Source organism: Mesorhizobium sp. M1406 (assembly GCF_040317555.1).
In the GTDB taxonomy this organism is placed as follows: Bacteria; Pseudomonadota; Alphaproteobacteria; order Rhizobiales; family Rhizobiaceae; genus Mesorhizobium.
The window spans coordinates 17,804-42,827 of the sequence record NZ_JAMYKW010000026.1; the positions used below are offsets into that span (position 1 = coordinate 17,804).

Here is a 25,024-nt window from a genome sequence, read left to right on the forward strand (position 1 = left end):
GCCCTTCAGTCGGGCCGATGGCAACGCCGGGCGGCATGGCGCCTCTAATCCTGTCATCGTCCAAAAACCGCGCTCCCGGGCCCGGGCCTGAGAGCGCGCTTTTTAGGCAACATGCATCAGGCCGGGATCCTGACGACGACGTCGGTAACTTCGCCATCCTTCAGTTCGAGCGCCGAAGCCTTGGTCTTTGCCCCATTCACCTCCAGCGACACGGCCTTGGCCTTATTGTCGCGGATGACACGAACCTTGAGTTCCGCCCCCAGCATCTTGAGGGTCGCCGAATAGCCGTCCCAGTGACTGGGCAGTTTCGGCTTGAACTGGACGCGCTTGCCGCGCCGCTCGATGCCCAAAATGCCTTCGACCGCCGCCCTGTAGAGCCAGCCGGCGGAGCCCGTGTACCAGGTCCAGCCGCCACGGCCGCCCTTGCTGTTGCCGGCATTGTCGTCCCCGGCATAGATATCGGCCGCCACGACATAGGGCTCGACGCGATAGTGCTCGGCCGAGGCCTCGTCGGTCGCATGGTTGACCGGGTTCAGCATCGAGAAACAGCGATAGGCCTCGTCGGTGCGCCCCATCTCGGCGAGCGCGATGACGAACCATGTGGCGGCGTGGGTGTACTGGCCGCCATTCTCGCGCACACCGGGCGGATAGCTCTTGATGTAGCCCGGATCCTTCTCCGTCTTCGAGAAGGGCGGCGTGAACAGCTTGACGATCTTGAGCTTGTCGTCGACGAGCAGCTTCGTCGCCTGCTCCATCGCCGTCGTCGACCGTGCCGGATCGCCCTCTCCCGAAAGCACGCTCCAGGACTGGGCGATCGAGTCGATCTTGCACTCCCGCGAGGTCCGCGACCCCAGCGGGCTGCCGTCGTCGAAGCTGCCGCGCCGGTACCATTCGCCGTCCCATGCCGTGCTTTCAAGCGCCCGCTTCAGCACATCGGCATGCTTTGCCCAGGCCTGTGCACGCTTGGCATCGCCCTCGGACTTGGCAACGGGGGCGAAGTCACCCAGAGTCTTCAACAGGAACCAGCCGAGCCAGACACTCTCGCCCTTGCCCTGACCGCCGACGCGGTTCATGCCGTCGTTCCAGTCGCCGCCAAGGATCAGCGGCAGGCCCGCGGGACTGCTGCGCTTGATGGCGAGGTCGAGCGCCCGCGCGCAATGGTCGTAGAGCGACGCCGTCTTCTTCGAAACCTCGGGAGTGAAGAAGGCATCGTGCTCTCCCTCGCCCAACGCCTGTCCGTCGATGAAGGGCAGTTGCTCCTTCAGGATGGTGGCATCGCCGGTGACCAGCAGATAGCGGGCCGTGGCGTGGGCCAGCCAGACCACGTCGTCGGAGATCAGCGTGCGCACGCCGGCGCCGGTGCGCGGCAGCCACCAGTGCTGCACGTCGCCTTCGGGGAACTGCCGCCGCGCCGCGTTGAGTATCTGGTCACGCGCCAGCTGCGGGTCATGCGCCAGCAACGCCAGCGTATCCTGCAGCTGGTCGCGGAAGCCGAAGGCACCGCTGGCCTGATAGAAGGCGGAGCGGGCGCGGATGCGACAGGCCAGGCTCTGATAGGGCAGCCAATGATTGACCATGGCGTCGAGCGACTTGTCCGGCGTCTCCACCTGGATGGTGTCGAGGAAGCCGCGCCACTCGCGCTCATTGTCGGCCAGACGCTGGTCGAAATCCTTGACCCGGTGCTCCCGCACCAAGGTGCTCGCCTCCTCGGCGGACTCGGCGTCACCGAGCAGCCAAAGCAGCGTCACGTCGCCGCCGGCCGGGATCTCGATGTCGCGGGCGATCGCCGCGCACGGATCATCGCCGGCCTCGACACGGTCCGATAGTGCGGCACCGCTCAGCACCGCCTGCGGAAGCTCGCTGGAGCCGTGCCGGCCCAGGAACTCCGAGCGATCTGATGTCACCGAGTGCACGCCGCCATCGGTGGCAAGGAAGGCCACCCGCTCGCTGAAATCGAGGCCGTAGGGGTTTTGCGCCAGCAACGCGCCGCTGGCAGCGTCCCGAGATGGAACGATGGTTGCCGCCGTGCGCGACCGATGCCCGCCGAGCACCCATTCGGCATAGGCATAGACACGCAGGCGCGCCGGCACCGAGCCGGAATTCTGAATACGCAGCCGCGAAATCTTCACCGGGTCTACCGGATCGACGACATGGGTGAGATCCATCGACAGCGGCCCGCGCTTCGCGCGGAAGGTCGAGAAACCCTGGCCATGCCAGGCCTCGTAGGTCATCGAGGGATCGCGCACCATGGCGGCGAGAGGCGAGAACGCCTTGCCGCTGGCCTGATCGTAAATATAGAGGCCCTCGCCCGGCCGGTTCGAGACCGGATCATTCGACCATGGCGTCAACTGGTAGTCGCGGCTGTTGCGGCTCCAGGTGAAGGCAGCCCCCTCGGCGGAGGTATGGAAGCCGAACGAGGCGTTGGAGACGACGTTGATCCATGGCTGCGGTGTGGTGCGCCGGCCAGCCAGGCGCACGACGTAGTGCCGCCCGTCGCCGTCGAAACCGCCAAATCCATTCCACTGGCGGAGCCCGCTTCCATCGGCGCTGACATTAGCGATCGCCTGCGAGGTAAATGCTTGCATCGTGGGCGCCAGGGACGGCAGTTCACGCGGAACCGGCAAAGCCGCCGGCAGCAGGGCGTCGCGGGCCTGCAGGGCCGCCGCCTCGGCCCGCTCGATCTGGTCGAAGATGGTGCCGTTGCGCGTGTGCAGGACGACGCGGGCGACAGCGAGTAGCGTCTTGTAGGTCGTCTCGTCCATGAGGTCGCGGCGCACCGCGAAAATGTGCTGGCGAGGTCCGAGCTCCTTGCCGCGCAAGCGGCTGTTTTCGCACAGCGTCTCGACCGCTCGCTGCAGGTCCTGGACATAGGAGGACGCCTGCTCGTTGACGACGACGAAATCGATCATCATGCCGCGGGTGCGCATGTATTCCTGGAAACGCAGCGCCTGGGCAACGATTTCGAGATCGGCGACATCGCCGATTCTGACCAGGAAGATCGAGAAATCTCCGGAAATGCTGGTCGGCCACAGGCTCGACTGCTTGCCCAGCCCCGTGGTGATGGATTCGGCCGGAAGACGCAGGAACGGATCCGGATAGATCAGATAGCGCGCCAGCTTCTGCACATTGGCGGCATCGGTCAGGCTGAGGCCCATATGACGCGTCTGGACCTGGCTGCGCGTCCAGGCGAGCATGGCCTGGCGGGCAAAACTTTCGGGATGATCGAGCCGGGCGATAGCCTCGTCCAGTTCGGCACGCCCGGCGCCGACCACGGTCCAGAAGGTCAACGATATCTTCTTGTTGGCCGGCACGCGCACTTGCCGGCGCAGCGAGGCGACGGGATCGAGCGTGAAGCCTGAATGGCCGCCGAGCCTGGCGCCCGGATCGAACGCGGCTGCGTCGACGATGGTACGGCCTCGGCCGATGAAGGCGCGCCTGTCGGTCTCGGCCTCGGCGTCGCGCGCCGATCCGGACGGATCGGTGACGAAATGCACCATGGCGATATCCGGCTCGCTGGTCTCGCGCTTACGCCGTGTGGCGAAGATCGCCGCGTTATTCGTAGAGATTTCGGTTTCCACGAACATCTTCGAGAACGCCGGATGCGCGTAATCAGATGCTTCCAGGCCGAGCACCAGTTCGGCAAAGGAGGTTACTTCAATGCGACGGTCGGATGGGCCGTCATTGTAGAGCGTGACCCGACGACCCTCGCCATTGCCTTCCGAAATGACGATACATTCGACCTCGGAGCGCAACGTGCCCACCGATTTGACGAAGCTCGCCTTGTCGTCGGAGAACAAGGTCTGCGCCGTTTCCTCGGCCGCGCGCTTCGGCTCCGATGTCGCCGACCACCAGTCGCCGGTATCGGCGTCTCGCAGGAAGATGTAGGAGCCAAGCCGGTCCTCGGTCGGGTCCGGCTGCCAGCGGGTGACGGCGAGATCGCCCCAGCGGCTGTAGCCCGAGCCGGTCGCCGTGACCATCACCGAATAACGGCCGTTCGACATGACGTTGGTCGAGCGCAGCGATTGCAGCGGGTTGAGCACGATGCGGGTGTCGGGGCTCTCGATCTCGGTCTCGTCCTTGGAGCGTTCGTCGGCCTCGGTCCTGACGGTCGCGGTCGGAATGTCGCGTGGCGCCCGCTCCTGCAGCAGCAATTCGGCCGATTCGATGACCGGATCGCTGTGGAAGCGGTCGCGCATGCGACCTTCGAAAATGGCGTCGGCGACCGCCACGATCGACATGCCCGAATGGTGCGCCATGTAGTTCTGCACGACGACATGGTCGGTGCCTTCCGGCACGCGCTGCGGCGTGAAGTCGACGGCATCGTAGTATCCGTGGCGGCCTAGTGCGCCGACTTCCCTGAGGCGGGCGAGATTCTGCACGGCTTCGCGCGGGTTGAACTGTGCCGCGAGTATCGTGGCGTAAGGCGCGATCACCGTGTTCTGGCCAAGGCCGCGCTTCAGCCCGAGCCCAGGCACGCCGAAATTGGTGTACTGGTAGGTCAGTTCCCGGTCGCGGGCATTGTAGGCCGCTTCCGAAATGCCCCACGGCACGTTCTTCTGGCGGCCATACTGGATCTGGCGCTTGATGATCAGCTTGCTGGTTTGGTTGAGAATGCTGCCTTGCGGCTCCTTCATCACCAGCGGCGGCATCAAATATTCGAACATCGAGCCGGACCAGGACATCAGCGCGCCCTGGAAACCGATCTCGACGATCGGCCGGCCGAGCCGGAACCAGTGCTCGGTCGGCAGGTCACCCTTGGCGATGGCGAACAGGCTGGTCAGCCGCGCCTCGGAAGCCAGAAGGTCGTAGCAGCTTTCATCGAGCTGGTGTTCCTCGACCCGGTAGCCGATCGACAGCAGCTTGCGTTCCGGCCGCATCAGGAATGAGAAATCCATCTCGAAGGCGAAGCGGCGCGTGCGCTCGCGCAAGGTGAGCAGCTTGGCACGCAGCGCCTCGACGGCGTTGTCGTCGCTGTGCGCGTCAAGGACGTGGGCTTCGCAGGTGGCTTCCAGCCTTGCCGCCCAGTCGACGATAACGTCGCTCTGGGGCGATGCCGCCTCGGTGTGGATGGCGGTGGCAAGCTTGCGGATCTCGCCGGCCAGGACAGCCAGGTTGATGGTGCGGATCGACGCCATTTCCGGCTGCGCCTTGATGGTGTCGACCGCGCGCCGCATGCCGTCGAGACGGTCGGCGAGGCGCTGGCGCAGGGGGCGCAGCTGACGACGGTCGTCGGGTAGCTCATCGAGGCTTTCGCCGAGGATGGTGACGGTGTCGAGAATGCCTTCGAAATCGCCCTGAAGATGGACGGAGGGCGCTTCCGCCCATTCGGCGCAGGCTGCCGCCACCGCCACCAGATGGCCGGCAAGATTGCCGCTGTCGACAGCCGAGATGTAGAGCGGGTAGAGCGGCTTCAGCGTCGTCGTGTCATACCAGTTGAAGAGGTGGCCGCGGTCGCGCGGCATGCCCTCGATCGTCGACATGGTGGCGTCGATGCGGGTGATGGCGTCGGACAGGCTGATCCAGCCGAAATCGCGGGCGGAAACGACGGACAGCAGGTAGACGCCGATATTGGTCGGCGAGGTGCGCGGCGCCACCACCGGCGCCGGGCTTTCCTGGAAATTGTCCGGCGGCAGATGGTGATGCTCCGATGTCACGAAGCTTTCGAAATAGTGCCATGTGCGCCGCGCCACCGTGCGCAACGTATGGATGTCGGCCTGCGATATGCGCAGACGATCCTCGGTTTCAGCCGAACGGCTGATCCAGCTGGCGATGGCGGGCGAGCCAATCCAGAACAGGGCGAAGAAGAAGGCAACGAAGGCGCCGGTCGAATCGGCCAGCACCGGAATGGCAAGGCCGACGAAGCCGATGATCACGGCGCCATACATCATGCCGTAATACGATCCGACATCATTGTCGCCCGCCTTGTGCGCCTGCGAGGCGGTGCGCCATTCCAAAAGGTTCTGGCGGCTGACGAACAGCCGGTAGAGCGTGCGGACAATGGCGTCGCCCATCATCCAGGCGTTGTGCGCCATCAGCACGATCTTCAGCGCCACCATGGCGGTGCCGAAGGCCACGTCGCGTGCCAGGGCCGAGAAATGGCCGCGCGGCGTCTGGTCGCCACTCTTGGGCAGAATGGCGTTGACGATGTCGAATGTCGGCGCCATGAACAGGCTGAGGATCAGCAGGGCCTGCCATTGCGCGGCCTGCGTGAAGGGCAGCAGCGTCCAGCCGGCGATCGCCGCCATCACCCAGAAGATCGGCGTCAGCGAGCGGCGCAGATTGTCGATCATCTTCCAGCGCGACAGAGCCGGCACGCCGGAGCGCGGATCGAGCATGAAGCCGAGGAGCTGCCAGTCGCCGCGTGCCCAGCGATGGTGGCGCGAGGCATCGACAGAGTAGCGCGTCGGATAGTCTTCGACCAGTTCGACGTCGGTGACCAGCGCCGCGCGCGCCAGCGCGCCTTCCAGCAGATCGTGGCTGAGGATGGTGTTTTCATCGATGCGGCCCTGCAGCGCCGCCTCGAAGGCATCGACATGGTAGAGCCCCTTGCCGGTGAAGGAACCGTCGCCGAAGACGTCCTGATAGAGATCGGACACGGCAAAGACATAGGGGTCGAGGCCGCGATTGGCCGAGAAGACCCGCTGGAAAAACGACGCGTCGTCGCCGCTGGTCAGCGACGCGGTGATGCGCGGCTGCAGGATCGCGTAGCCGGCGGTGACGACGCGCTTGCTGGCATCGAAATGCGGGCGGTTGAGCGGGTGGCAAAGCTTGCCGACCAAGGTCGCGACCGCGTCGCGGGTGGTGCGCGTGTCGGCATCGAGCGTCATCACATGGACGACGCTCTCCGGCAGCGGCACGTCGAGCGGCAAGAACGTGGTGTCGCTGTCGCCGCGCAGCAGAAGGTCGAGCTCGTGCAGCTTGCCGCGCTTGCGCTCCCAGCCCATCCAGAACCCTTGAGCCGCATTGAACAGCCGGCGCCGGTGCAGGATGTAGAAACGCGGCGCGCCTTCGGAGGGATAGCGGTCGTTGAGACGGGCGATCTCGGCGCGGGCGAACTCGAGGATTTCAGTATCCGCCGCATCGACCTCGGTCTTGCTGTCGGGCCAGTCTGACAGCAGCGCGAAATGGATTTCATCGGCCGTGTTGGCGAGATGATGCACCTCGATATTGCGAATGTTCTCCTCGACATCGTCGCGCGAGCCGATCAGCGACGGCACCACCACCAGCGTGCGCGCCTCGGGCGGTACGCCGTGCCTGTAATCGTAGCCGACGAGGCGCGTCGGTTTGAGGAACAGCGATACGACAGTATTGAAGAAGGCGAGCGCGCCCTCGCTGGCCGGCACGGCAAACAGCGCCAGCATCAGGACGATCGACGGCACCGACAGACCGAGATTGGTGAGTGCGTTGCCGGAGAGGACGAGAAGCAGGGCCGTCAGCGCAAACACCGGTACGACGATGCCAAGCCACCCGGTCTTGCGGAAGGTGCGTTTGACCGTCTGGCTGATGGTCGGCCGATAGCCGATCGCCTTCTCCAGCTCCAGGCGACGCGGTCCGACGAGAAAGAACCCGACATCGGTATGGGCGGATGCGGCAGGGACGGCATTGGCTATGTCATCGCCCGACATGGTCTCGCCGGCGGCGTGGCCGGCCAGCTCGATGGCCTTTTCGGCGACGCGATATTCCGAAAGGCCCGAGCGGCGCGCCAGTTCCTCGATCGCGGTCCGGTATTGATCACGCGAGAAGAAGTCGAGCGCGGAGAAATCGGTGCGCTCGCGCAGCACTGTGTCGATGCGGCTGACGCCTTCGAACCACACGGTCCAGTCGATGTCGTTGATGAGGCGCAGACCGCGGATGATGTTGCCCGTCGTCACATTGCCGCTAGACAGCGTGTGATGTTCGGAAATGATGATTTCCTCGGCGTCGGAACCGGCCTTTTCGAGTTCGCTTTCCAGCCATTCCAGGGCCTTGCCGGCATTCTGCGATCCGTCGCGCAGACGGTAGAGCAGCTGGGTGGCGAAGGTGGTGTCCTGCGCATGGGCGCTGAAGTTGGACAGGATCGCCTGCCGGTCGGCACTGTCGTCGGTGGCCAGAACCTTGTCCGCCACATCATTGGCGATCTGGCGCATCTGACGGGTGCGGTTGACCCTGACCGCCAGCCGGCGGAGATTTTCGATCAGGACGAAGCGCAACAGGGAAGGCAGCGCCCAGAGTTCGCCGATCTTCAGCGGCTCGACCGATTGAAAACCCTGGACGATTGCCTTGAACATCGTCGCCGAGACGGAACTGTCCGAATGCGCCACATAGGTCCAGGCCAGCGCCAGCGCGCGCGGAACGCTATCGTTATCCGGCAGTTTCAGGGTCGGCAGCTGGCGATAGAAGCGGCGCGGCAGATCGCGCTTGACCTGGAAAATAGTCTCTTCGACCAGATAATTGTTGTCGAGCAGCCACTGAGCCGACGGCGTGATCGTCTCGCCCCTCGCCTGCGCCGCATTCGTCGACCGGTAGACTTCCAAAATCTTCTTGGCACTGTCACGGACACGGGCTTGAAAATCGAAAGGCGTCAGGCCGAACAAATCCGTGAGGTCGCCTTTTGCCAGCCTTTCACCGAGCAGCCGAAGGCGCTCTTCAGGCAGGTAATTGGAGCGGATCGGCTCTTCGGTGATGGCCGGGAAGCTCGCGCTTGTCTTCTCGATTTGGGCAGGGGTCGTCTGAATATTCATTGAAAATTCCGTAAGCGGGGCAGTCAGCGGCGTCACCGCCACGGCAATGGCCCTAAAACCGATTCAAATGCAATTGGTTGCATAAACCCCATTTGCCGAAAGTTTGTTTCCGCACCACGACAGGGCGTCATCTCAGCGAAAAACAACGATGAGCGCCCCTCTTCCCGTCGGGATCGATCGACGGAAAGGATTCGGGCTTTTTCGTGATGCCCGCCGTCAGCTTACGCTATAATTCGTCGGCATCGCGATCATGTTTGGAAACAGGCGTTAACCGTTGTCGGAAATGCCGCCGATCCGGATCACGAACAGTGTCGTGGCGTGGGCAGGCTGGACAAGCACGCCAGCGGTGCTCGGGTCCGTTACCAGCGTGTCCAAAGCTCCGAGGAGAACCGATCCGATGTCGCCCACGGTGATGTCCCCGTCCAGGCATAGGATCAGGGTCGTCCTCGCCTCGGTCCTGATTTCCACGGGAGCCGAAACGACCAGGCGTTCGACCGAATGCGTCATCCGGCTTCTGCGGGTCATGACATTGAGATCGGTGATCGGCCCGCCGATCAGCGTGGCCGAGGTCTGCACGTCGGCCGGGAAGGAAAACAGGGCGGTCGCCCTGTTTATGGATGTCGGCGGATAACCGGCAATCTCGAGGACGATGCCCTCGCCTTCGAGCACGGCAAGGGTGCGATCGATGCCGGCAAACTGCGAGAACGGGCCGCTCGATTCGACGCGCGCAATCGAGACGCGCCAGTCGAAGTCGTCGAGCCCGGCGCCAGTCGGCGAAACGGCGATCTCGGTCGTCACGCCGCCGCCGTTCTTCCACGGCATCGACCGGTATTCGGCTGCCCGCAGGATGCGCATCGGTCAGGCAATCAGCCGAGAATGCCGGGCAGGTTGAGCTGGTGCTCCTTGGCGCATTCGATGGCGATTTCGTAACCGGCATCGGCGTGGCGCATCACACCGGTCGCCGGGTCATTCCACAACACCCGTTCCAGGCGTTTGGCCGCTTCGCGCGTGCCGTCGGCAACGATGACCATGCCTGCGTGCTGGGAAAAGCCCATGCCGACGCCACCGCCATGGTGCAGCGACACCCAGGTGGCGCCCGATGCCGTGTTGAGCAGTGCGTTGAGCAGCGGCCAGTCGGACACAGCGTCCGAGCCGTCCTTCATGGATTCCGTCTCACGGTTCGGCGAGGCGACCGAGCCGGAATCGAGGTGATCGCGACCGATGACGACGGGCGCCTTCAACTCACCCTTGGCCACCATCTCGTTGAAGGCGAGGCCGAGCCGATGCCGGTCGCCGAGCCCAACCCAGCAGATACGCGCCGGCAGGCCTTGAAAGGCGATGCGCTCACGCGCCATGTCGAGCCAGTTGTGGAGATGGGTGTTGCCGGGCGTCAGTTCGCGCACCTTGGCGTCGGTCTTGTAGATATCCTCCGGATCGCCCGACAGGGCCACCCAGCGGAACGGGCCAATGCCGCGGCAAAACAGCGGACGGATATAGGCCGGCACGAAACCGGGGAAGGCGAAAGCGTTCTCGAACCCCTCTTCCTTGGCCACCTGGCGGATGTTGTTGCCATAGTCGAGCGTCGGCACACCCGCGTTCCAGAACGCCACCATCGCCTCGACATGTTCGCGCATCGATGCGCGGGCGGCCTTCTCGACCGCCTTGGGGTCGCTGACCCGCTTCTCGCGCCATTCGGCCATACTCCAGCCCTTCGGCAGATAGCCATTGATGGGGTCATGAGCCGAAGTCTGGTCGGTGACCATATCGGGGCGGATACCGCGCCTGAATATTTCGGGGACGATCTCAGCGGCATTGCCCAGCAGGCCGACCGACTTCGCCTCGCCGGCCTTGGTCCAGCGCTCGATCATCGCCATCGCTTCATCGAGTGTCTCGGCTTTCTCGTCGACATAGCGTGTGCGCAGGCGGAAATCGATCGAGTCGGGATTGCATTCGATCGCCAGGCAGCAGGCACCAGCCATGACGGCGGCGAGCGGCTGGGCGCCGCCCATGCCGCCAAGTCCACCGGTCAGTATCCATTTTCCCTTCAAATTGCCGCCATAATGCTGGCGGCCGGCCTCGACGAAGGTTTCGTAGGTGCCCTGGACGATGCCTTGCGTGCCGATGTAGATCCACGAGCCGGCCGTCATCTGGCCGTACATCATCAGGCCCTTCCTATCGAGCTCGTTGAATTTCTCCCAGGTCGCCCAATGCGGCACGAGGTTGGAGTTGGCGATCAGCACGCGTGGCGCGTCGGGATGGGTGCAGAAGACGCCGACCGGCTTGCCCGACTGGACCAGCAAAGTCTCGTCATCGGCCAGCGTCCTCAACGAGGCGACGATACGGTCGAAATCGTTCCAGGTGCGTGCCGCCCGGCCGATGCCGCCATAGACAACGAGCTCGTTGGGATTTTCGGCGACGTCCGGGTCGAGATTGTTCATCAGCATGCGCAGCGGCGCTTCCGTCAACCAGGAGCGCGCGCTGATTTCGCTGCCACGCGGGCTGCGGACTTCGCGGATGTTGTGGCGAGGATTGTTCATGGCGTCACTCCAAAAAGGACCTGATGTCTGTCAGACGCGCGCCCAGGATGTCGCGGCCTCGAGGATTTTCCGCAGCGTCGCGCGGATCGGTGCTGCGAACTCGGCATCGTAAGGCACTGGCCAATTGTCCGGCATACCCTTGCCGTCGGGCTCGCGCATGTAGCCGCGGTTGGAGAGCTCCATCTGCAGCGCATGCACGCCCTGTTGTGGCTGGCCGAAATGGCGTGTGATCCAGCCGCCCCTGAAGCGGCCATTGACGACAGCGGATTCGCCGGTTTCGGCCATGATCTGACCGATCATCGCCTGCAGGGCCGGATCGGCGCTCTTGCCGTCATTGGTGCCTAGATTGAACACCGGCAGCATGCCATCGAACAGGCGCGGCAGCACCGAGCGGATCGAGTGGCAGTCATAGACGACGATCTTTCCGTGCAGGCCTCGCAGCCGGTCGATCTCGGCCTGCAGAGCGGCATGATAGGGTGCGAAGAATTTTTCACGCCGCTCGTCGATCTCCGACGGCCCCGGTTCTTCGCCCTCCCGATACAGCGGATCGCCATCGAAAGTCTCGGTCGGACACAGGCCAGTCGTCGCCTGACCGGGATAGAGCGACGCGCCGGACGGATCACGGTTGACGTCGATGACCGTGCGCGAAATCGACGTATGCACGACAGTCGCCCCAAGGTCGGTGGCGAAATCGTAAAGTTTGTCGATCCACCAGTCGCAATCGCGGCGGCCGAGCCAGGGCGACACCAGCCGGTTCTCGAGGCCCGCGAGATCGATGCCGGTGTGCGGGATCGACACCAGCAACGGGGCCGTGCCGCGCGTGACCGTGAGCCAGGAGGGTGACATCATGAGAGATCCCCCTGCGTTGGAGCCCTACGGCGCGAAGGAACGCAGCCTATGATGGCGAGCATTCTCATGACGCAATCCCCGGCAGCGCTATCGCGCCGGCTGCCTTAATAGTCGCGCCGCTGCGCACCATGGCGATCGCCTTTTCCATATCTGGGTGGAAATGCCGGTCATTGTCGAGATGCGGCACCTCGGCCCGGACCAGCTTGCGCACGGCTTCAAGTGGCGCGCTCGATGCCAGCGGGGCGTGGAAGTCGCAGCCTTGTGCCGCGGCCAGCAATTCGATGCCGATGACCGCGGTGGCGTTCTCGACCATGCCGATCAGCCGGCGCGCGCCATGCGCGGCCATCGAAACGTGGTCCTCCTGGTTGGCCGAAGTCGGTATCGAATCGACGCTGGCCGGATAGGCTTTCTGCTTGTTCTCGGAAACCAGGGCCGCCGCCGTTACCTGCGGGATCATGAAGCCGGAGTTCAGGCCGGGCTTCGGCGTCAGGAAGGCCGGCATGCCCGACAATGCCGGGTCGACCAGCATGGCGATGCGGCGTTCCGACAATGAACCGATCTCGCAGACCGCGAGCGCGATCATGTCGGCGGCGAAGGCCACCGGCTCGGCGTGGAAATTGCCGCCCGAAAGGGCCGTGTCATCCTCGGCGAAGATCAGCGGATTGTCGGTGACGCCATTGGCCTCGGTGCCCAGCGTGTCGGCGGCCTGGCGCAGGACGGTGAGCGCCGCGCCCATGACCTGCGGCTGGCAGCGCAGGCAATACGGATCCTGCACGCGCTCGTCGCCAACCCGGTGCGATTCACGGATGGCGCTGCCGGCCATCAGATTGCGCAGGGCGTCCGCCGTTTCGATCTGGCCGCGATGCTGTCTCAGCGCATGGATGCGCGGGTCGAAGGGGGCGTCCGAGCCTTTCGCGGCATCGGTCGACAGTGCGCCAGCGACCAGCGCCGACTGGTAGAGCACTTCGGCCTCGAACAGAGCGGCGAGCGCATAGGCCGTCGAGAATTGCGTGCCGTTGAGCAGCGCCAGACCTTCCTTGGCGCCCAATGTCACCGGCTCCAGCCCATGCGAGACAAAGGCGACCTTGGCCGGAAAACGGCCATGCGGGGTGAAGCATTCGCCAACGCCGATCATCACCGCCGTCATGTGCGACAGCGGGGCAAGGTCGCCGGAGGCGCCGACCGAGCCTTGCGCCGGCACCACCGGGATGACGTCGTTGGCCAGCATCGCTTCCAGCAACTCGATGGTCTGCGGGCGCACGCCGGAGGCGCCCTGCGCCAGGCTGGCCAGCTTCAGCGCCATCATCAGCCGGCAAATGGCTGATGGCATCGGCTCGCCGACGCCGGCGGCGTGCGACAGCACGATGTTGCGCTGCAAGGTCTCAAGGTCTTCGGCGGGGATACGAACGCTGGCCAGTTTGCCGAAGCCGGTGTTGATGCCGTAGACCGGCTCGCCCTTGGCAACGATCCTGGCGACGGCCTCGGCGCTCGCCTTGATTTTCGGCCGGCAGGCATTGTCAAGCTTGGGCACGGCGCCGCGATAGATCGCGCGCCAGTCGGCCAGCGTCGCATTGCCGGGCTTCAGGGTCAGTTCGGTCATTGTCCTCTCCAGATGCGGGCATGCAGCGGGTTGAAGCCCATGCGATAGACGAGTTCAGCGGGGCGCTCGATGTTCCAGATCGCCAGGTCGGCGGATTTACCGACCTTCAGCGTGCCGGTTTGACCCAGCAAACCAAGCGCGCGGGCGGCCTCGCGGGTGACGCCGGCAAGGCATTCGTCGACTGTCAGGCCGAACAAGGTCGCCGCCATATTCATGGTCAGAAGCAGCGAGGTCAGCGGCGAGGTGCCGGGATTGTTGTCGGTGGCGACAGCCATCTTGACGCCGTTCTGGCGGAACAGGCCGATCGGCGGCTTCTTTGTTTCGCGAATGAAATAGTAAGCGCCGGGCAGGATCGTCGCCACGGTTCCCGCCCTGGCCATCGCCGCCGCACCCGCTTCATCGGTGTATTCGAGATGATCGGCCGACAGCGCGCCATAGCGGGCGGCGAGTTCGGCGCCATGCAGGTTGGACAGTTGGTCGGCATGAAGCTTGACCGGCAGGCCGGCCGCCTTGGCGGCATCGAAGACGCGCGCCATCTGGTCCGGCGAAAAGGCGATGCCCTCGCAAAAGCCGTCGACCGCATCGGCCAGCCCCTCGGCGGCAACCGCCGGGAGAATTTCTTTGGCGACTAGATCGATGAAGGCGTCCTTGTCGCCCTTGGCTTCCGGCGGCAGGGCATGGGCGCCGAGGAAGGTTGTGCGGATCGTCACCGGCCGCTCACCGCCCAGCCGGCGTGCGGCACGCAGCGATTTTTTCTCATTTTCCAGATCAAGCCCATAGCCCGACTTGATCTCAACGGTGGTCACACCCTCGGCGATCAGCGCATCGAGGCGCGGCAGCGATTGCGCGACCAGGTCGCTCTCGCTGGCGGCCCGCAAGGATTTGACCGAGGAGACAATGCCGCCGCCGGCCCTGGCGACCTCTTCATAGGTGGCGCCGGCCAGCCGCATCTCGAATTCGTTGGCGCGGTTGCCGGCATGGACCAGATGGGTGTGGCAATCGATCAGGCCTGGCGTGATCCAGCGGCCCTCGCAATCGATCGTCTCGGCACCCTTGGCAAATGCCGCGGGGATCTCCGATTCGGGACCGGCATAGACTATCCGGCCGTCACGTGCGGCGATCGCGCCATGTTCGACGATGCCTAGTCCGGCCGCGTTTTCGGCCAACGTCGCCAAGCGTGCGTCGCGCCAGATGCGAATCGCCCCCGCCCGGCTTTTGCTCTCTGCAACCATCATCTTTTCCGTTTCAATCGATGGCGATTATGTATATACATATTGAAACGCACTGCAAGCCATCATCGCACGAGAGACAGAGAACCGGAGAGAAAAGTGACTGATATCTTCGCGGAACAGGCACTCCTTCCCAATGGCTGGCACGACAATGTGCGGCTCACCTGCGCCAATGGACGCATCACGGCCGTCGAACCTGGAGCCACAGCGCTGGCCGGCGACGAACGTCACGCGATCCTGCTGCCCGGCATGCCCAACCTGCACAGCCACGCCTTCCAACGCGGCATGGCGGGCCTTGCCGAGCTTCGCGGCCCCTCCGCCGACAGTTTCTGGAGCTGGCGCGAGGTGATGTACCGCTTCGCCCTGTCGATGACGCCCGATCAGGTCGAGGCGGTTGCGGCGCAACTCTATGTCGAGATGTTGGAGGCCGGTTTTTCGCGCGTCGGCGAATTTCACTATCTGCATCACGACAGCGACGGAAAACCCTATTCCAACCTCGCCGAGATGGCCGAACGCATTGCGGCGGCGGCCGGCGAAACGGGTATCGGCCTGACACTGCTGCCCGTGTTTTATGCGCACTCGTCTTTCGGCGGCGCCGCTCCAAACGAAGGCCAGCGGCGATTCGTCAACGATGTGAATCGGTTCTCCCGGCTTGTTGAGAAAAGCCGGGAATCCCTTCGCGCTTTGGGTCAAGCGGTTATCGGGGTAGCCCCGCACAGTTTGCGTGCGGCGACACCACAGGAATTAGCCGAGGTGGCTGCCATTGCGCCGGACGGGCCGATCCACATCCACGTCGCCGAGCAGGTGAAGGAAGTCGAGGACTGCCTTGCCTGGTCGGGCGCGCGGCCGGTCGAATTTCTGCTTGGCCATGCCGAGGTCGACCAACGCTGGTGCCTGATCCACGCCACGCATATGACCGATGCGGAAACGATCGGCACGGCCAAGAGCGGCGCGATTGCCGGTCTTTGCCCGATCACCGAGGCCAATCTCGGCGACGGCACTTTTGCCGCGCCGCTGTTCAGAGAGCATGGCGGCCGCTTCGGGGTCGGCTCCGATTCCAACGTTCTGATCGGGCTGCCCGACGAATTGCGCCAGCTCGAATATTCGCAGCGCCTCGCCCACCGCGCCCGCAACGTGCTCGCGGTCGCCGGCGGCTCGACCGGCCGCGCGCTGTTCGACGCCGCGCTTGACGGCGGCAGCGTCGCGCTTGGTGCCGGCGCCTCAGCGATCGCCGCCGGCGCACCCGCCGATCTCGTCTCGCTCGACGCCGGCAGTCCTTCGCTGGCCGGCAAATTCGGCGACGCTATCCTCGACGCCTGGATCTTTGCCGACGGCAGCAAGGTCGATTGCGTTTGGGTGCATGGCCAAAAACAGGTCAGCGGCGGCAGGCATGTCAAGCGCGAGGCCATCGCTGAGCGGTTTCGCAGCGTGATGATGGCGCTTTCGGCATGAGCATGACCGGGACAATAGGGACGGAAGGCGGCGGCTCGCTGCACCAGCGCATCCTGTCCGACATCAGCGAACGCATCATGTCCGGCGCCTGGGCGCCTGGTCACCGCATTCCGTTCGAACACGAACTGAGCACGCAATACAATTGCTCGCGCATGACGGTGAACAAGGCGCTGTCGCAACTGGCCAAGGCCGGGCTGATCGAGCGCCGGCGTCGCTCGGGCAGTTTCGTCCGCCGGCCGCAGTCGCAGGCGGCGGTGCTGGAAATCCACGACATCCGCATCGAGGTCGAAGCGCTCGGCCTAGCCTATCGCTACGAGCGCGTGGCGCGACACAAGAGGCTCAGCAGCGCCGAGGATCGCGCGCTGCTGGAGTTGGGCGTGGCCGGGCCGGTGCTGGCGCTGGAGTGTCGGCATTTCGCCGGCGAGCGGCCATTCGCGCATGAACAGCGGGTGATCAACCTTGCCGCCGTGCCTGAAGCAGCCGACGAGGAATTTCTCGCCATCGCGCCAGGGCCATGGCTGATCGGCCGTGTGCCGTGGAGCGAAGCCGAGCACCGGATTCGCGCTGTCGCCGCCGACAGGCATATCGCGGCCGCGCTCGATATCGCAGCCGGCGCGCCGTGCCTGGTGGTCGAACGGCGGACATGGAGCGCCGAACATCCGGTCACTCATGTGCGCTTCACCTATGCGGCGGAGAGCCACACGCTGGTGGCGCGGTTCAAGCCGTCGCAGGGGTGAGGCTGATCTCCCCCTCGTGGGGGAGATCAGCAGCTTCACCGTCGCCTCAGATCGCGGCAGTGATAATAATCTCGACCAGATATTCCGGTCCGGCGAGCTTTGCTTCGCCGGTGGCGCGGGCCGGCGTGTTGCCTTGCGGCACCCACTTGTCCCACTCCGCGTTCATCTCGGCGAAGGTGCCCATATCGGCCAGCCAGATGATCGCCTGCAGGATCTTGGTCTTGTCGGAGCCGGCCTTGGCCAGCAGTTCGTCGACGGCCGCCAGGATGTCCCTGGTCTGCGAAGCGACGTTGCCGGTCGGCTGACCGACCTGACCGGCCAGATAGACGGTGTTGCCGTGGATGACGATCTGGCTCATGCGCGGGCCAACATCGATGCGACGAATGCTCATTGGATGGTTCCTTCCAGTGTCGGTTGCGTCTCTTTAAAGTTGCAGCCGACTTCGGGCAAGGTCGCCCGGTCAAATCCCCTTGGGCCAACGGCGCGTGACGTCCTTACACGGCAAGTTGACCCGGCAGCCGCAATTCCGCCGGATTGGCTTGTTGACTAATGTAATAACATCACATATCCAATCGGCCGCTAACAGCAGCCGGATTTCGCCGCCCCACGGATCGCAGAATGACAAACACCTGCCTGACATTCCGCGACCTGACGCTTGGCTACGGCAGCCATCCGGCGATCCATCATCTCGACGGCACCATCCGCAAGGGCTCGCTGACGGCTGTCGTCGGCGCCAACGGCTCCGGCAAATCGACGCTGATGAAAGGCATTGTCGGCGTGCTGAAACCAATGGCCGGCGAGGTCATCCGTGCGCCTGGCGTTCGCGCCGCCTACCTGCCGCAGCAATCGGAACTCGACCGCTCCTTTCCGGCACGGGTGGTGGATCTGGTCTCGCTTGGCCTGTGGCCACGGCGTGGCCTGCTTGGCCGCTACACCAGGCAAGATCGCGACGACGTCAGCAAGGCGCTGATGGCGGTCGGCCTCGGCGGCTTCGAGAAGCGTCCGATCGACACACTTTCGGGAGGCCAGCTGCAGCGCACGCTGTTTGCGCGTGTCCTGCTGCAGGACGCCGACCTCATCCTGCTCGACGAACCGTTCAACGCCGTCGACGCCAAGACGGTCGGCGACCTCATTGCCCTGATCAAGCACTGGCATGGCGAGGAACGGACCATCATGGTGGTCGTCCACGACCTCGATCTGGTGCGGCAGAATTTCCCCGAAACGCTGCTTCTCGCCCGCCAGCCGATTGCCTGGGGCGAGACAAGGGAAACGCTGAAGCCCGAAAACCTGCTGCGCGCTCGCCGCTTCCACGAAGCCTGGGAAGAGAATGCGCCCTGGTGCGAGCCAGACGAGCAGGCTCACGGCCATGGGCACGATCACCACCATCACCATGGCATCGGACCGAGGGCCGCCTGATGGACACGCTTTACGGTCTTTTCATCGCGCCCTTCGCCGATTTCGGCTTCATGCAGCGGGCCCTGATCGGTTCGCTGATGCTGTCGCTCGGTGCCTGCCCGGTCGGCGTCTTCCTGATGCTGCGGCGCATGAGCCTGTCGGGCGACGCCATGGCGCATGCCATCCTGCCCGGAGCTGCCGCCGGCTTCCTGCTCTATGGGCTGAAGATCCTGCCGATGACCATCGGCGGCCTGATCGCCGGCATCATCGTCGCGCTCGGCGCAGGCGCCGTATCGCGCTTCACCATCCAGCGCGAGGACGCCTCGATGGCGGCGTTCTATCTGATTTCGCTCGCCATCGGCGTGCTGATGGTGTCGATCCGCGGCTCCAGCGTCGATCTCATGCATGTGCTGTTCGGCACCGTGCTGGCGCTCAACGATGAAGCACTGACACTGATCGGCGGCATCGTCGCGGTGACACTGGTCAGCCTCGCCATCTTCTGGCGGGCATTGGTCGCCGAATGCCTCGACCCGCTGTTCCTGCGTTCGGTCAGCCGGCTCGGCAGTCCGGTGCATTTCATCTTCCTCGGCCTCGTCGTGCTCAATCTCGTCGGCGGCTTCCAGGCGCTCGGCACGCTGCTTTCGGTCGGTCTGATGATGCTGCCGGCCGCCGCCGCCCGTTTCTGGACCGTGCGCGTCGAGCCGATGTGCGTGCTGGCGGTGCTGATCGGCTTTGCCTCCTGCGTCGCCGGGCTGCTTTTGTCCTATAACGCGTCGCTGCCGTCCGGCCCGGCTATCATCCTGTCGGCCGGTGTCATCTATTTCGCCTCGATCCTGTTTGGCACGCGCGGCATCCTGCGCGCCCGCATCATCCATCACCGTCACAGAACGGCCTGATCCCCCGCCCCTAAAAGGAGACCCGCCCATGTTGAAATCGATCCGCGCCGCCCTGGCGATGAGCGTTATAACATTAACCGCCTTTGGCGCATCGTCGGCCTTCGCGGCACCGCTGAAGGTGGTCGCCAGCTTCACCGTCATCGCCGATTTCGCCAGAAATGTCGGCGGCGACCGCATCGATGTTACCACCATTGTCGGGCCGGATGGCGACGCCCATGTCTACGAGCCGAGCCCGGCCGACGCGGTGGCCATGGCCAAGGCCGATATCGTGCTGGTCAACGGCCTGCATTTCGAAGGTTTTTTGCAGCGGCTTGTCGATGCCAGCGCCACCAAGGCCTCGATCGTCACCTTGACCAAGGGCGTGACGCCGATCGATTTCAAGCCTGAATTCGCCGATGCCGACGCGGCCGAAGGTGCCGGCACCGGCGGCGGCAAAACGGTGACCGATCCGCACGCCTTCCAGTCGATCGCCAATGCCAAGATCTATGTGAACAACATCGCCGAGGCCTTCTGCGCGGCCGACTCCGACGGCTGCGTCAGCTACCAGACCAATGCCGCCGCCTACACCAAGAAGCTCGATGCGGTCGAAGGTGAAGTGAAAGCGGCGATCGCCTCGATCCCGGAAGCGAAGCGCGTGGTCATCACCTCGCATGACGCCTTCGGCTATTTCGAACACGCATACGGCCTGACCTTCCTGGCTCCGCAAGGCATCTCGACCGACTCCGAACCGTCCGCCGCCGATGTCGCCAAGCTGGTCACCCAGGTGAAGCAGGACAAGGCGGCCGCGATCTTCGTCGAGAACATCACCAACCCGCGCCTGATCGAGCAAATCGCCAGCGAGACCGGCATCAAGGTCGGCGGCACTCTCTATTCGGATGCGCTGTCGCAGCCCGACGGCCCGGCCTCGACCTATATCGACATGATGCACAACAACATCCGCCAAATAAAAGGAGCGATCCTCGGCAGCTGATTGACCGACACCTTCGATCCGGCCGGACGAGATAGCCCAGCCGGATTTTCCGCCGGAAATGTATATCCGCGTTATAATCGTCTCACGCGGATATACCTCAGTTCGAAAGCTGGCGCTCCATGACAGACTTCACCCCGTTCCAGTCGCTGCTTGGCGGCGCTCTCATCGGCCTGTCGGCGGCGCTGCTGATGGCTTTTCATGGCCGGATTGCCGGGATGACCGGCATCCTCACGGGTATCATCCCGCCACTTTCCTCCGAATGGCGGTGGCGGGCCGCCTTTCTCGTCGGCGCCGTTGCGGCGCCGCTTGCCTACCAAGCTGTCGGCGGACACATCGCCTTCAGCGTGCCCGTGCCGACGCTCGCACTTATCGTCGGCGGCTTGCTCGTCGGCGTCGGCGTGCATTTCGGCGCCGGCTGCCCGAGCGGTCACGGCATTTGCGGCATGGCGCGCCTGTCGCCACGCTCGTTCGCTGCCGTCGCGACCTTCATGATCACCGCCTTCGCCACCGTCTTCATCGTCCGCCACGTGGTCGGAGGCTGAACCCATGAACAAGCTCGTCTCGGCATTCCTGATCGGCGGGGTTTTCGGCCTCGGCATTGCCGTTTCCGGAATGATCAATCCAGCAAAGGTACTGAACTTCTTCGACATTGCCGGTACATGGGATGCAAGCCTGATCTTCGTCATGGGCGGCGGTCTGGTGGTCGCCTTCGCCGGTTACCGGCTGGTGTTCGGCCGCCGCAAGGCGCCGGTGTTCGAAATCGCCTTCGCGCTGCCGACGAAGCGCGCCATCGACGCGGAGCTGATTGGCGGCGCCGCAATCTTCGGTATCGGCTGGGGCATTGCCGGCTTCTGTCCCGGCGGTGCCATCCCTGCCCTTGGCCTTGGCGATTCAGCGACACCAATCTTTGTCGCGGCAGTGATTGCCGGTATCGTCGTGGCGCGTTTCGCCAGGGCAAGGCTCGCTCAGCCGGCCGCGGCATAGGATTCGAGTTGCCGGCCACGTCAGGGAATGGCAAGACTCCCGGCAAATCAGATTGCGAGGACATCGTCATGGAATATCGTGAGATCAGCGAGGACTATTCGGTCTCGGGCCAGATCCAGCCCGAAGACGTCGCCGCCATCAAGGCCGCCGGCTTCAAGAGCGTCATCTGCAACCGACCCGACGACGAGCAGCCCGGCCAGCCTTCGGCCGACACGCTCAAGATGGCCGTCGAAGCCGCCGGTCTCGCCTTCCGCTATATCCCCGTCATCAGCGGCCAGATCACGGCCGAGAATGTCGAGGATCAGGCCGAGGCACTGGATGAGCTCGACGGCCCGGTCTTCGCCTATTGCCGCTCCGGGGCGCGCTGCACCAATCTCTACGGGCTGATCCAGCAGTCGAAGGGTTAGATCGGCTCAAGGGTCAAATCGGCAGCGCGCCGGTTTCCTTCAGTGTCTCCAGCACGATCGCCGTCTTCACATGCTGCACGGATTCGTGCGGCAGGAGCACGCCGTTGACGAATTCCGACAGCGACTTCAAATCGGGCGTCACCACTTTCAAGATGTAGTCCATCTCGCCGGTCAGCGCGTGCGCTTCCTGCACCTCGGGCAGCCGCGCCACCAGTTCGCCGAAGCGCCGCGCATTGTCGCGATTGTGAGTGGCCAATGTCACCGAGATGACGTTGACCAAGGAAAAACCGAGCTTGTCGCGGTCGAGCACCGCCCGATACCCCTTGATAAAGCCGTCCTCCTCCAGCCGCTGGCGGCGGCGCGAGCATTGCGACGCCGACAGGTTCACCCGCTCCGAAAGGTCATTGTTAGTCAGCCGCGCATCGCCCTGCAACAGCGCCATTATCTTGCGGTCGAACTGGTCAATGCGCGTCTCATCCATGGCTTTGGTCCACATCATGCATATTTCGCGCATGAGATGACCATTTCAAGCGTTTGAATGCAAGCACCATGCACCGCGTCCGCGTTATGATGGCGTCAGATGGCCTTTCCAGGCCAAGCCAGATTCGGAGGAATATCATGGGCCCCTTCCCGCACGACGCCCCACCCGCCAAGATCAGCAAGGACAACCCCGCCGGCACGGATGGGTTCGAGTTCGTCGAATTCGCGCATCCGGAGCCGCGGAAGCTCGCCGAACTGTTCACCCGGATGGGGTATATCGCGGTGGCCAAGCACCGCACCAAGGACATCACAGTCTGGCGCCAGGGCGACATCAACTATGTCGTCAATGCCGAGCCCGGCTCGCATGCGGTGAAATTCGCCGACAAGCACGGCCCCTGCGCCGCCTCGATGGCCTGGCGCGTGGTCGATGCCAAACACGCTTTCGACCACGCTGTCGCCAAAGGCGCCACGCCTTACGAAGGCGCCGACAAGGCGCTCGACGTGCCGGCAATCGTCGGCATCGGCGGCTCGCTGCTCTATTTCATCGAGACCTACGGGAAGAAGGGCTCGGCCTATGATGCCGAGTTCGAATGGCTGGGCGAGCGTGACCCGCGGCCGGAAGGCGTCGGCTTCTACTACCTCGATCACCTGACCCACAATGTCTATCGCGGCCAGATGGACAAATGGTGGGATTTCTACCGCAATCTGTTCGGCTTCAAGCAGATCCATTTCTTCGACATCGACGGCAAGATCACCGGCCTTGTCAGCCGCGCCATCACCTCGCCCTGCGGCAAGATCCGCATTCCGCTGAACGAGTCCAAGGACGAGACCAGCCAGATCGCCGAATACCTGAAGAAGTACAATGGCGAAGGCATCCAGCACATAGCGGTCGGCACCGACGAGATTTATGCCGCCACCGACAGGCTAGCCGAAAACGGGCTGAAATTCATGCCCGGCCCGCCGGATACCTATTACGACATGTCCTATGCCAGGGTGAACGGCCATGATGAGCCGATCGAGCGGATGAAGAAGCACGGCATCCTGATCGACGGCGAAGGTGTCGTGGACGGCGGCACGACCAAGATCCTGCTGCAGATCTTTTCGAAAACCGTGATCGGACCGATCTTCTTCGAGTTCATCCAGCGCAAGGGCGACGAAGGCTTTGGCGAGGGCAATTTCCGTGCGCTGTTCGAATCGATCGAGCAGGACCAGATCAAGCGCGGGGTGATCAAGGTTCAGGCGGCGGAATGAGTCGACCCGAACTGAGACTCTTGTGGTGCGGCCAATTATGACCTAAATTATGGTCATAAAGGATCACGCCATGAATGTTTCCATCGCGGAGGCCAAGGCCAAATTGTCGGAACTCGTCAGCCGCGCGGAAGCCGGTGAGGAGATCGTGCTCACACGCCACGGCAAGGTGGCCGCGCGTATCGTACCACCGGCAGTAGCCGAACCCCTGCCGCGTATCGGCGCCTTGAAAGGCAAGATCTGGATTGCGGACGACTTTGACGAACTCGGTCCCGAATGGGACGAGTACGTGAAATGACTGTCGGCCCGTTTCTCGCCGACACCCATATCATCCTTTGGTCGATTTCGGACGATCTGCGTCTCAGCGAGCAACACCGCGCTATCCTGGCTTCGGAGGCGGTGGTGTTCGCGAGCGCGGCAAGCGTTTGGGAAATTGCCATTAAGCGTTCTGTCGGCAAACTCCATGCACCGGACGATCTGCCGACGCTGCTTCCACAGATGCAATTTCAGCCGCTTGGCATAACCTTCCAGCATGCGGATGCCGTCAGCGGCCTCCCTCACCACCATGGCGATCCGTTCGACAGGCTGCTGATTGCGCAAGCGCAACTGGAGAATCTGACCATCCTTACATCCGACCGACATTTCGCCCGTTACGATGTCGCTCTGGCATGATTGGCGGCCTGGCTTACAAACGCAGCCGCTCGATTTCCGCTTTCCTGAGCTTCGCATCATAATCGAGCAAGAACTCGTCGAGCTGCGGCGGCTTGACTGACGTGCCCGACAGCATTGCATGCACCTGACCGCGATGATGGATGTCGTGCAGGAAGACATGGGCGAGGATATCGCCGATGCGCTCAGGAATCATGCCGTCACGGCGCCGGTCGGTGATGACGCGGCGGTCGAGATCAGCCTCCGACAGCCCGTCGCAAAAAGCGATCAGTCGCCGATCGGCCACGGTCTGCGCGGCAAACAGCGCCCGCGGCTCGTCGAAAGGCACGAAATCGTCATGGGCGGCCGCGCCGAGACCGCCCTCTTCGAGAAAATCGAGATAGAGAAGATCGACCGCCAGTATGTGGTTGAGCGTCGCCTTGATCGACGGAAAGAAGCTGGTGCGCACGGCCTCGAACTCGCCGGGCTGAAGGGATAACACCGCCCGGTAGAGCCGGTCGCTCGACCAAAGATTGTTGGCGGCCATGCGGCGCAGATGATCAAGCAGGTTCATGCCCTCACCCTGAGGAGCGGATCAGATACAAGCCCACCCATGACCACGAATCCAGCGAGCACAATCAGCAGCAACCGGCTCATCCGTCGCCGCATCGCTTGGGTTTCCTCGTCCCGCGCGACGTTGATGTTGGTGATGGTGTGGAACATCATCGCCTTGCGCGGAAAGCCGCTGCGGTTGGTCAGGCCGGGCGAGCGCGCCTCGATGCGGTAACCCAGCCGGATCGCCTGGGTGAAGGCTGCCAGCAAGGCAAGGGCCCAGATGCCCACCAGCCGATAGAATGCATCCCCCGTCATTC

21 protein-coding genes are annotated in these 25,024 nt (G+C 63.8%); 11 read left to right on the top strand and 10 right to left on the bottom strand.

What is annotated here, in order from left to right:
* Positions 1–116: 116 nt before the first annotated feature.
* The 6 genes from NKH03_RS20775 to hutI all read right to left on the bottom strand — a co-directional run bounded on the left by NKH03_RS20775 (position 117) and on the right by hutI (position 14,938).
* Positions 117–8,720, bottom strand: a complete 8,604-nt coding sequence (locus tag NKH03_RS20775) for a glycoside hydrolase family 94 protein (protein WP_352970198.1) — start codon at positions 8,718–8,720, stop codon at positions 117–119.
* 267 nt (positions 8,721–8,987) lie between these two features.
* Positions 8,988–9,575 carry a HutD/Ves family protein gene (locus NKH03_RS20780; RefSeq protein ID WP_352970200.1) on the bottom strand — a complete coding sequence of 196 codons (588 nt, stop codon included), beginning with the start codon at positions 9,573–9,575 and terminating at the stop codon, positions 8,988–8,990.
* Positions 9,576–9,586: 11 nt separating this feature from the next.
* Positions 9,587–11,257 carry a urocanate hydratase gene (gene hutU, locus NKH03_RS20785; RefSeq protein ID WP_352970202.1) on the bottom strand — a complete coding sequence of 557 codons (1,671 nt, stop codon included), beginning with the start codon at positions 11,255–11,257 and terminating at the stop codon, positions 9,587–9,589.
* 30 nt (positions 11,258–11,287) lie between these two features.
* The gene (hutG, locus tag NKH03_RS20790) at positions 11,288–12,106 is read right to left on the bottom strand and encodes an N-formylglutamate deformylase (protein ID WP_352970204.1); all 819 of its coding nucleotides are present in this window, start codon (positions 12,104–12,106) and stop codon (positions 11,288–11,290) included.
* Positions 12,107–12,170: 64 nt separating this feature from the next.
* Entirely contained in the window at positions 12,171–13,706 is a 1,536-nt protein-coding gene (gene hutH, locus NKH03_RS20795) for a histidine ammonia-lyase (protein WP_352970206.1), read from the bottom strand.
* Positions 13,703–14,938: an imidazolonepropionase gene (gene hutI / locus NKH03_RS20800; protein ID WP_352970269.1), complete on the bottom strand. Its 1,236-nt coding sequence runs from the start codon at positions 14,936–14,938 to the stop codon at positions 13,703–13,705. Before hutI ends, hutH begins: the two co-directional genes overlap by 4 nt.
* A gap of 96 nt (positions 14,939–15,034) precedes the next feature.
* Here hutI and NKH03_RS20805 point away from each other — a divergent pair, with 96 nt between their 5' ends.
* Both NKH03_RS20805 and hutC read left to right on the top strand, forming a co-directional pair.
* Positions 15,035–16,387, top strand: coding sequence for a formimidoylglutamate deiminase (locus NKH03_RS20805; RefSeq protein WP_352970208.1), 1,353 nt, complete (start codon positions 15,035–15,037; stop codon positions 16,385–16,387).
* Positions 16,384–17,124, top strand: a complete 741-nt coding sequence (gene hutC, locus NKH03_RS20810; protein WP_352869528.1) for a histidine utilization transcriptional repressor HutC — start codon at positions 16,384–16,386, stop codon at positions 17,122–17,124. The genes NKH03_RS20805 and hutC overlap by 4 nt, the downstream gene beginning before the upstream one ends.
* Before the next feature lie 46 nt (positions 17,125–17,170).
* On the opposite strand, the gene NKH03_RS20815 is transcribed toward hutC, so the two are convergent.
* A complete protein-coding gene (locus tag NKH03_RS20815; RefSeq protein ID WP_352869526.1) occupies positions 17,171–17,515 on the bottom strand; it encodes a RidA family protein in 345 nt (114 codons plus the stop codon).
* A gap of 227 nt (positions 17,516–17,742) precedes the next feature.
* Between NKH03_RS20815 and aztA the strand changes: the two genes are divergently transcribed.
* The 6 genes from aztA (at position 17,743) to NKH03_RS20845 (ending at position 21,776) form a co-directional block, all read left to right on the top strand.
* The gene (aztA, locus tag NKH03_RS20820; protein WP_352970210.1) at positions 17,743–18,540 is read left to right on the top strand and encodes a zinc ABC transporter ATP-binding protein AztA; all 798 of its coding nucleotides are present in this window, start codon (positions 17,743–17,745) and stop codon (positions 18,538–18,540) included.
* Entirely contained in the window at positions 18,540–19,415 is an 876-nt protein-coding gene (gene aztB / locus NKH03_RS20825) for a zinc ABC transporter permease AztB (RefSeq protein WP_352970212.1), read from the top strand. The genes aztA and aztB overlap by 1 nt, the downstream gene beginning before the upstream one ends.
* A 28-nt stretch (positions 19,416–19,443) precedes the next feature.
* Positions 19,444–20,385 carry a zinc ABC transporter substrate-binding protein AztC gene (gene aztC, locus NKH03_RS20830; RefSeq protein ID WP_352970213.1) on the top strand — a complete coding sequence of 314 codons (942 nt, stop codon included), beginning with the start codon at positions 19,444–19,446 and terminating at the stop codon, positions 20,383–20,385.
* A 119-nt stretch (positions 20,386–20,504) separates the two neighbouring features.
* Positions 20,505–20,927 (top strand): YeeE/YedE family protein, encoded by a 423-nt coding sequence (locus NKH03_RS20835; protein ID WP_352970215.1) that lies wholly within the window; start codon positions 20,505–20,507, stop codon positions 20,925–20,927.
* 4 nt (positions 20,928–20,931) lie between these two features.
* Entirely contained in the window at positions 20,932–21,369 is a 438-nt protein-coding gene (locus NKH03_RS20840; protein ID WP_352970216.1) for a DUF6691 family protein, read from the top strand.
* 68 nt (positions 21,370–21,437) lie between these two features.
* On the top strand, positions 21,438–21,776 hold the full coding sequence (locus tag NKH03_RS20845) for a protein tyrosine phosphatase family protein (protein WP_352869514.1): 339 nt from the start codon (positions 21,438–21,440) through the stop codon (positions 21,774–21,776).
* 13 nt (positions 21,777–21,789) lie between these two features.
* Here the strand turns inward: NKH03_RS20845 and NKH03_RS20850 are convergent, their stop codons facing one another.
* Entirely contained in the window at positions 21,790–22,257 is a 468-nt protein-coding gene (locus tag NKH03_RS20850) for an Lrp/AsnC family transcriptional regulator (protein ID WP_023762149.1), read from the bottom strand.
* 137 nt (positions 22,258–22,394) lie between these two features.
* On the opposite strand from NKH03_RS20850, the gene hppD reads away from it, so the two are divergent.
* From hppD to NKH03_RS20865, 3 genes are all read left to right on the top strand, one after another.
* Positions 22,395–23,507 (top strand): 4-hydroxyphenylpyruvate dioxygenase, encoded by a 1,113-nt coding sequence (gene hppD / locus NKH03_RS20855; protein ID WP_352970219.1) that lies wholly within the window; start codon positions 22,395–22,397, stop codon positions 23,505–23,507.
* 70 nt (positions 23,508–23,577) lie between these two features.
* A complete protein-coding gene (locus NKH03_RS20860; RefSeq protein ID WP_023780515.1) occupies positions 23,578–23,802 on the top strand; it encodes a type II toxin-antitoxin system Phd/YefM family antitoxin in 225 nt (74 codons plus the stop codon).
* Entirely contained in the window at positions 23,799–24,176 is a 378-nt protein-coding gene (locus NKH03_RS20865) for a type II toxin-antitoxin system VapC family toxin (protein WP_352970222.1), read from the top strand. Before NKH03_RS20860 ends, NKH03_RS20865 begins: the two co-directional genes overlap by 4 nt.
* 13 nt (positions 24,177–24,189) lie before the next feature.
* On the opposite strand, the gene NKH03_RS20870 is transcribed toward NKH03_RS20865, so the two are convergent.
* Complete coding sequence (locus NKH03_RS20870; RefSeq protein ID WP_352882216.1) at positions 24,190–24,726, bottom strand: DinB family protein; 537 nt, start codon at positions 24,724–24,726, stop codon at positions 24,190–24,192.
* Positions 24,723–25,022, bottom strand: coding sequence for a hypothetical protein (locus NKH03_RS20875; RefSeq protein ID WP_352970224.1), 300 nt, complete (start codon positions 25,020–25,022; stop codon positions 24,723–24,725). Before NKH03_RS20875 ends, NKH03_RS20870 begins: the two co-directional genes overlap by 4 nt.
* Positions 25,023–25,024: the final 2 nt, after the last annotated feature.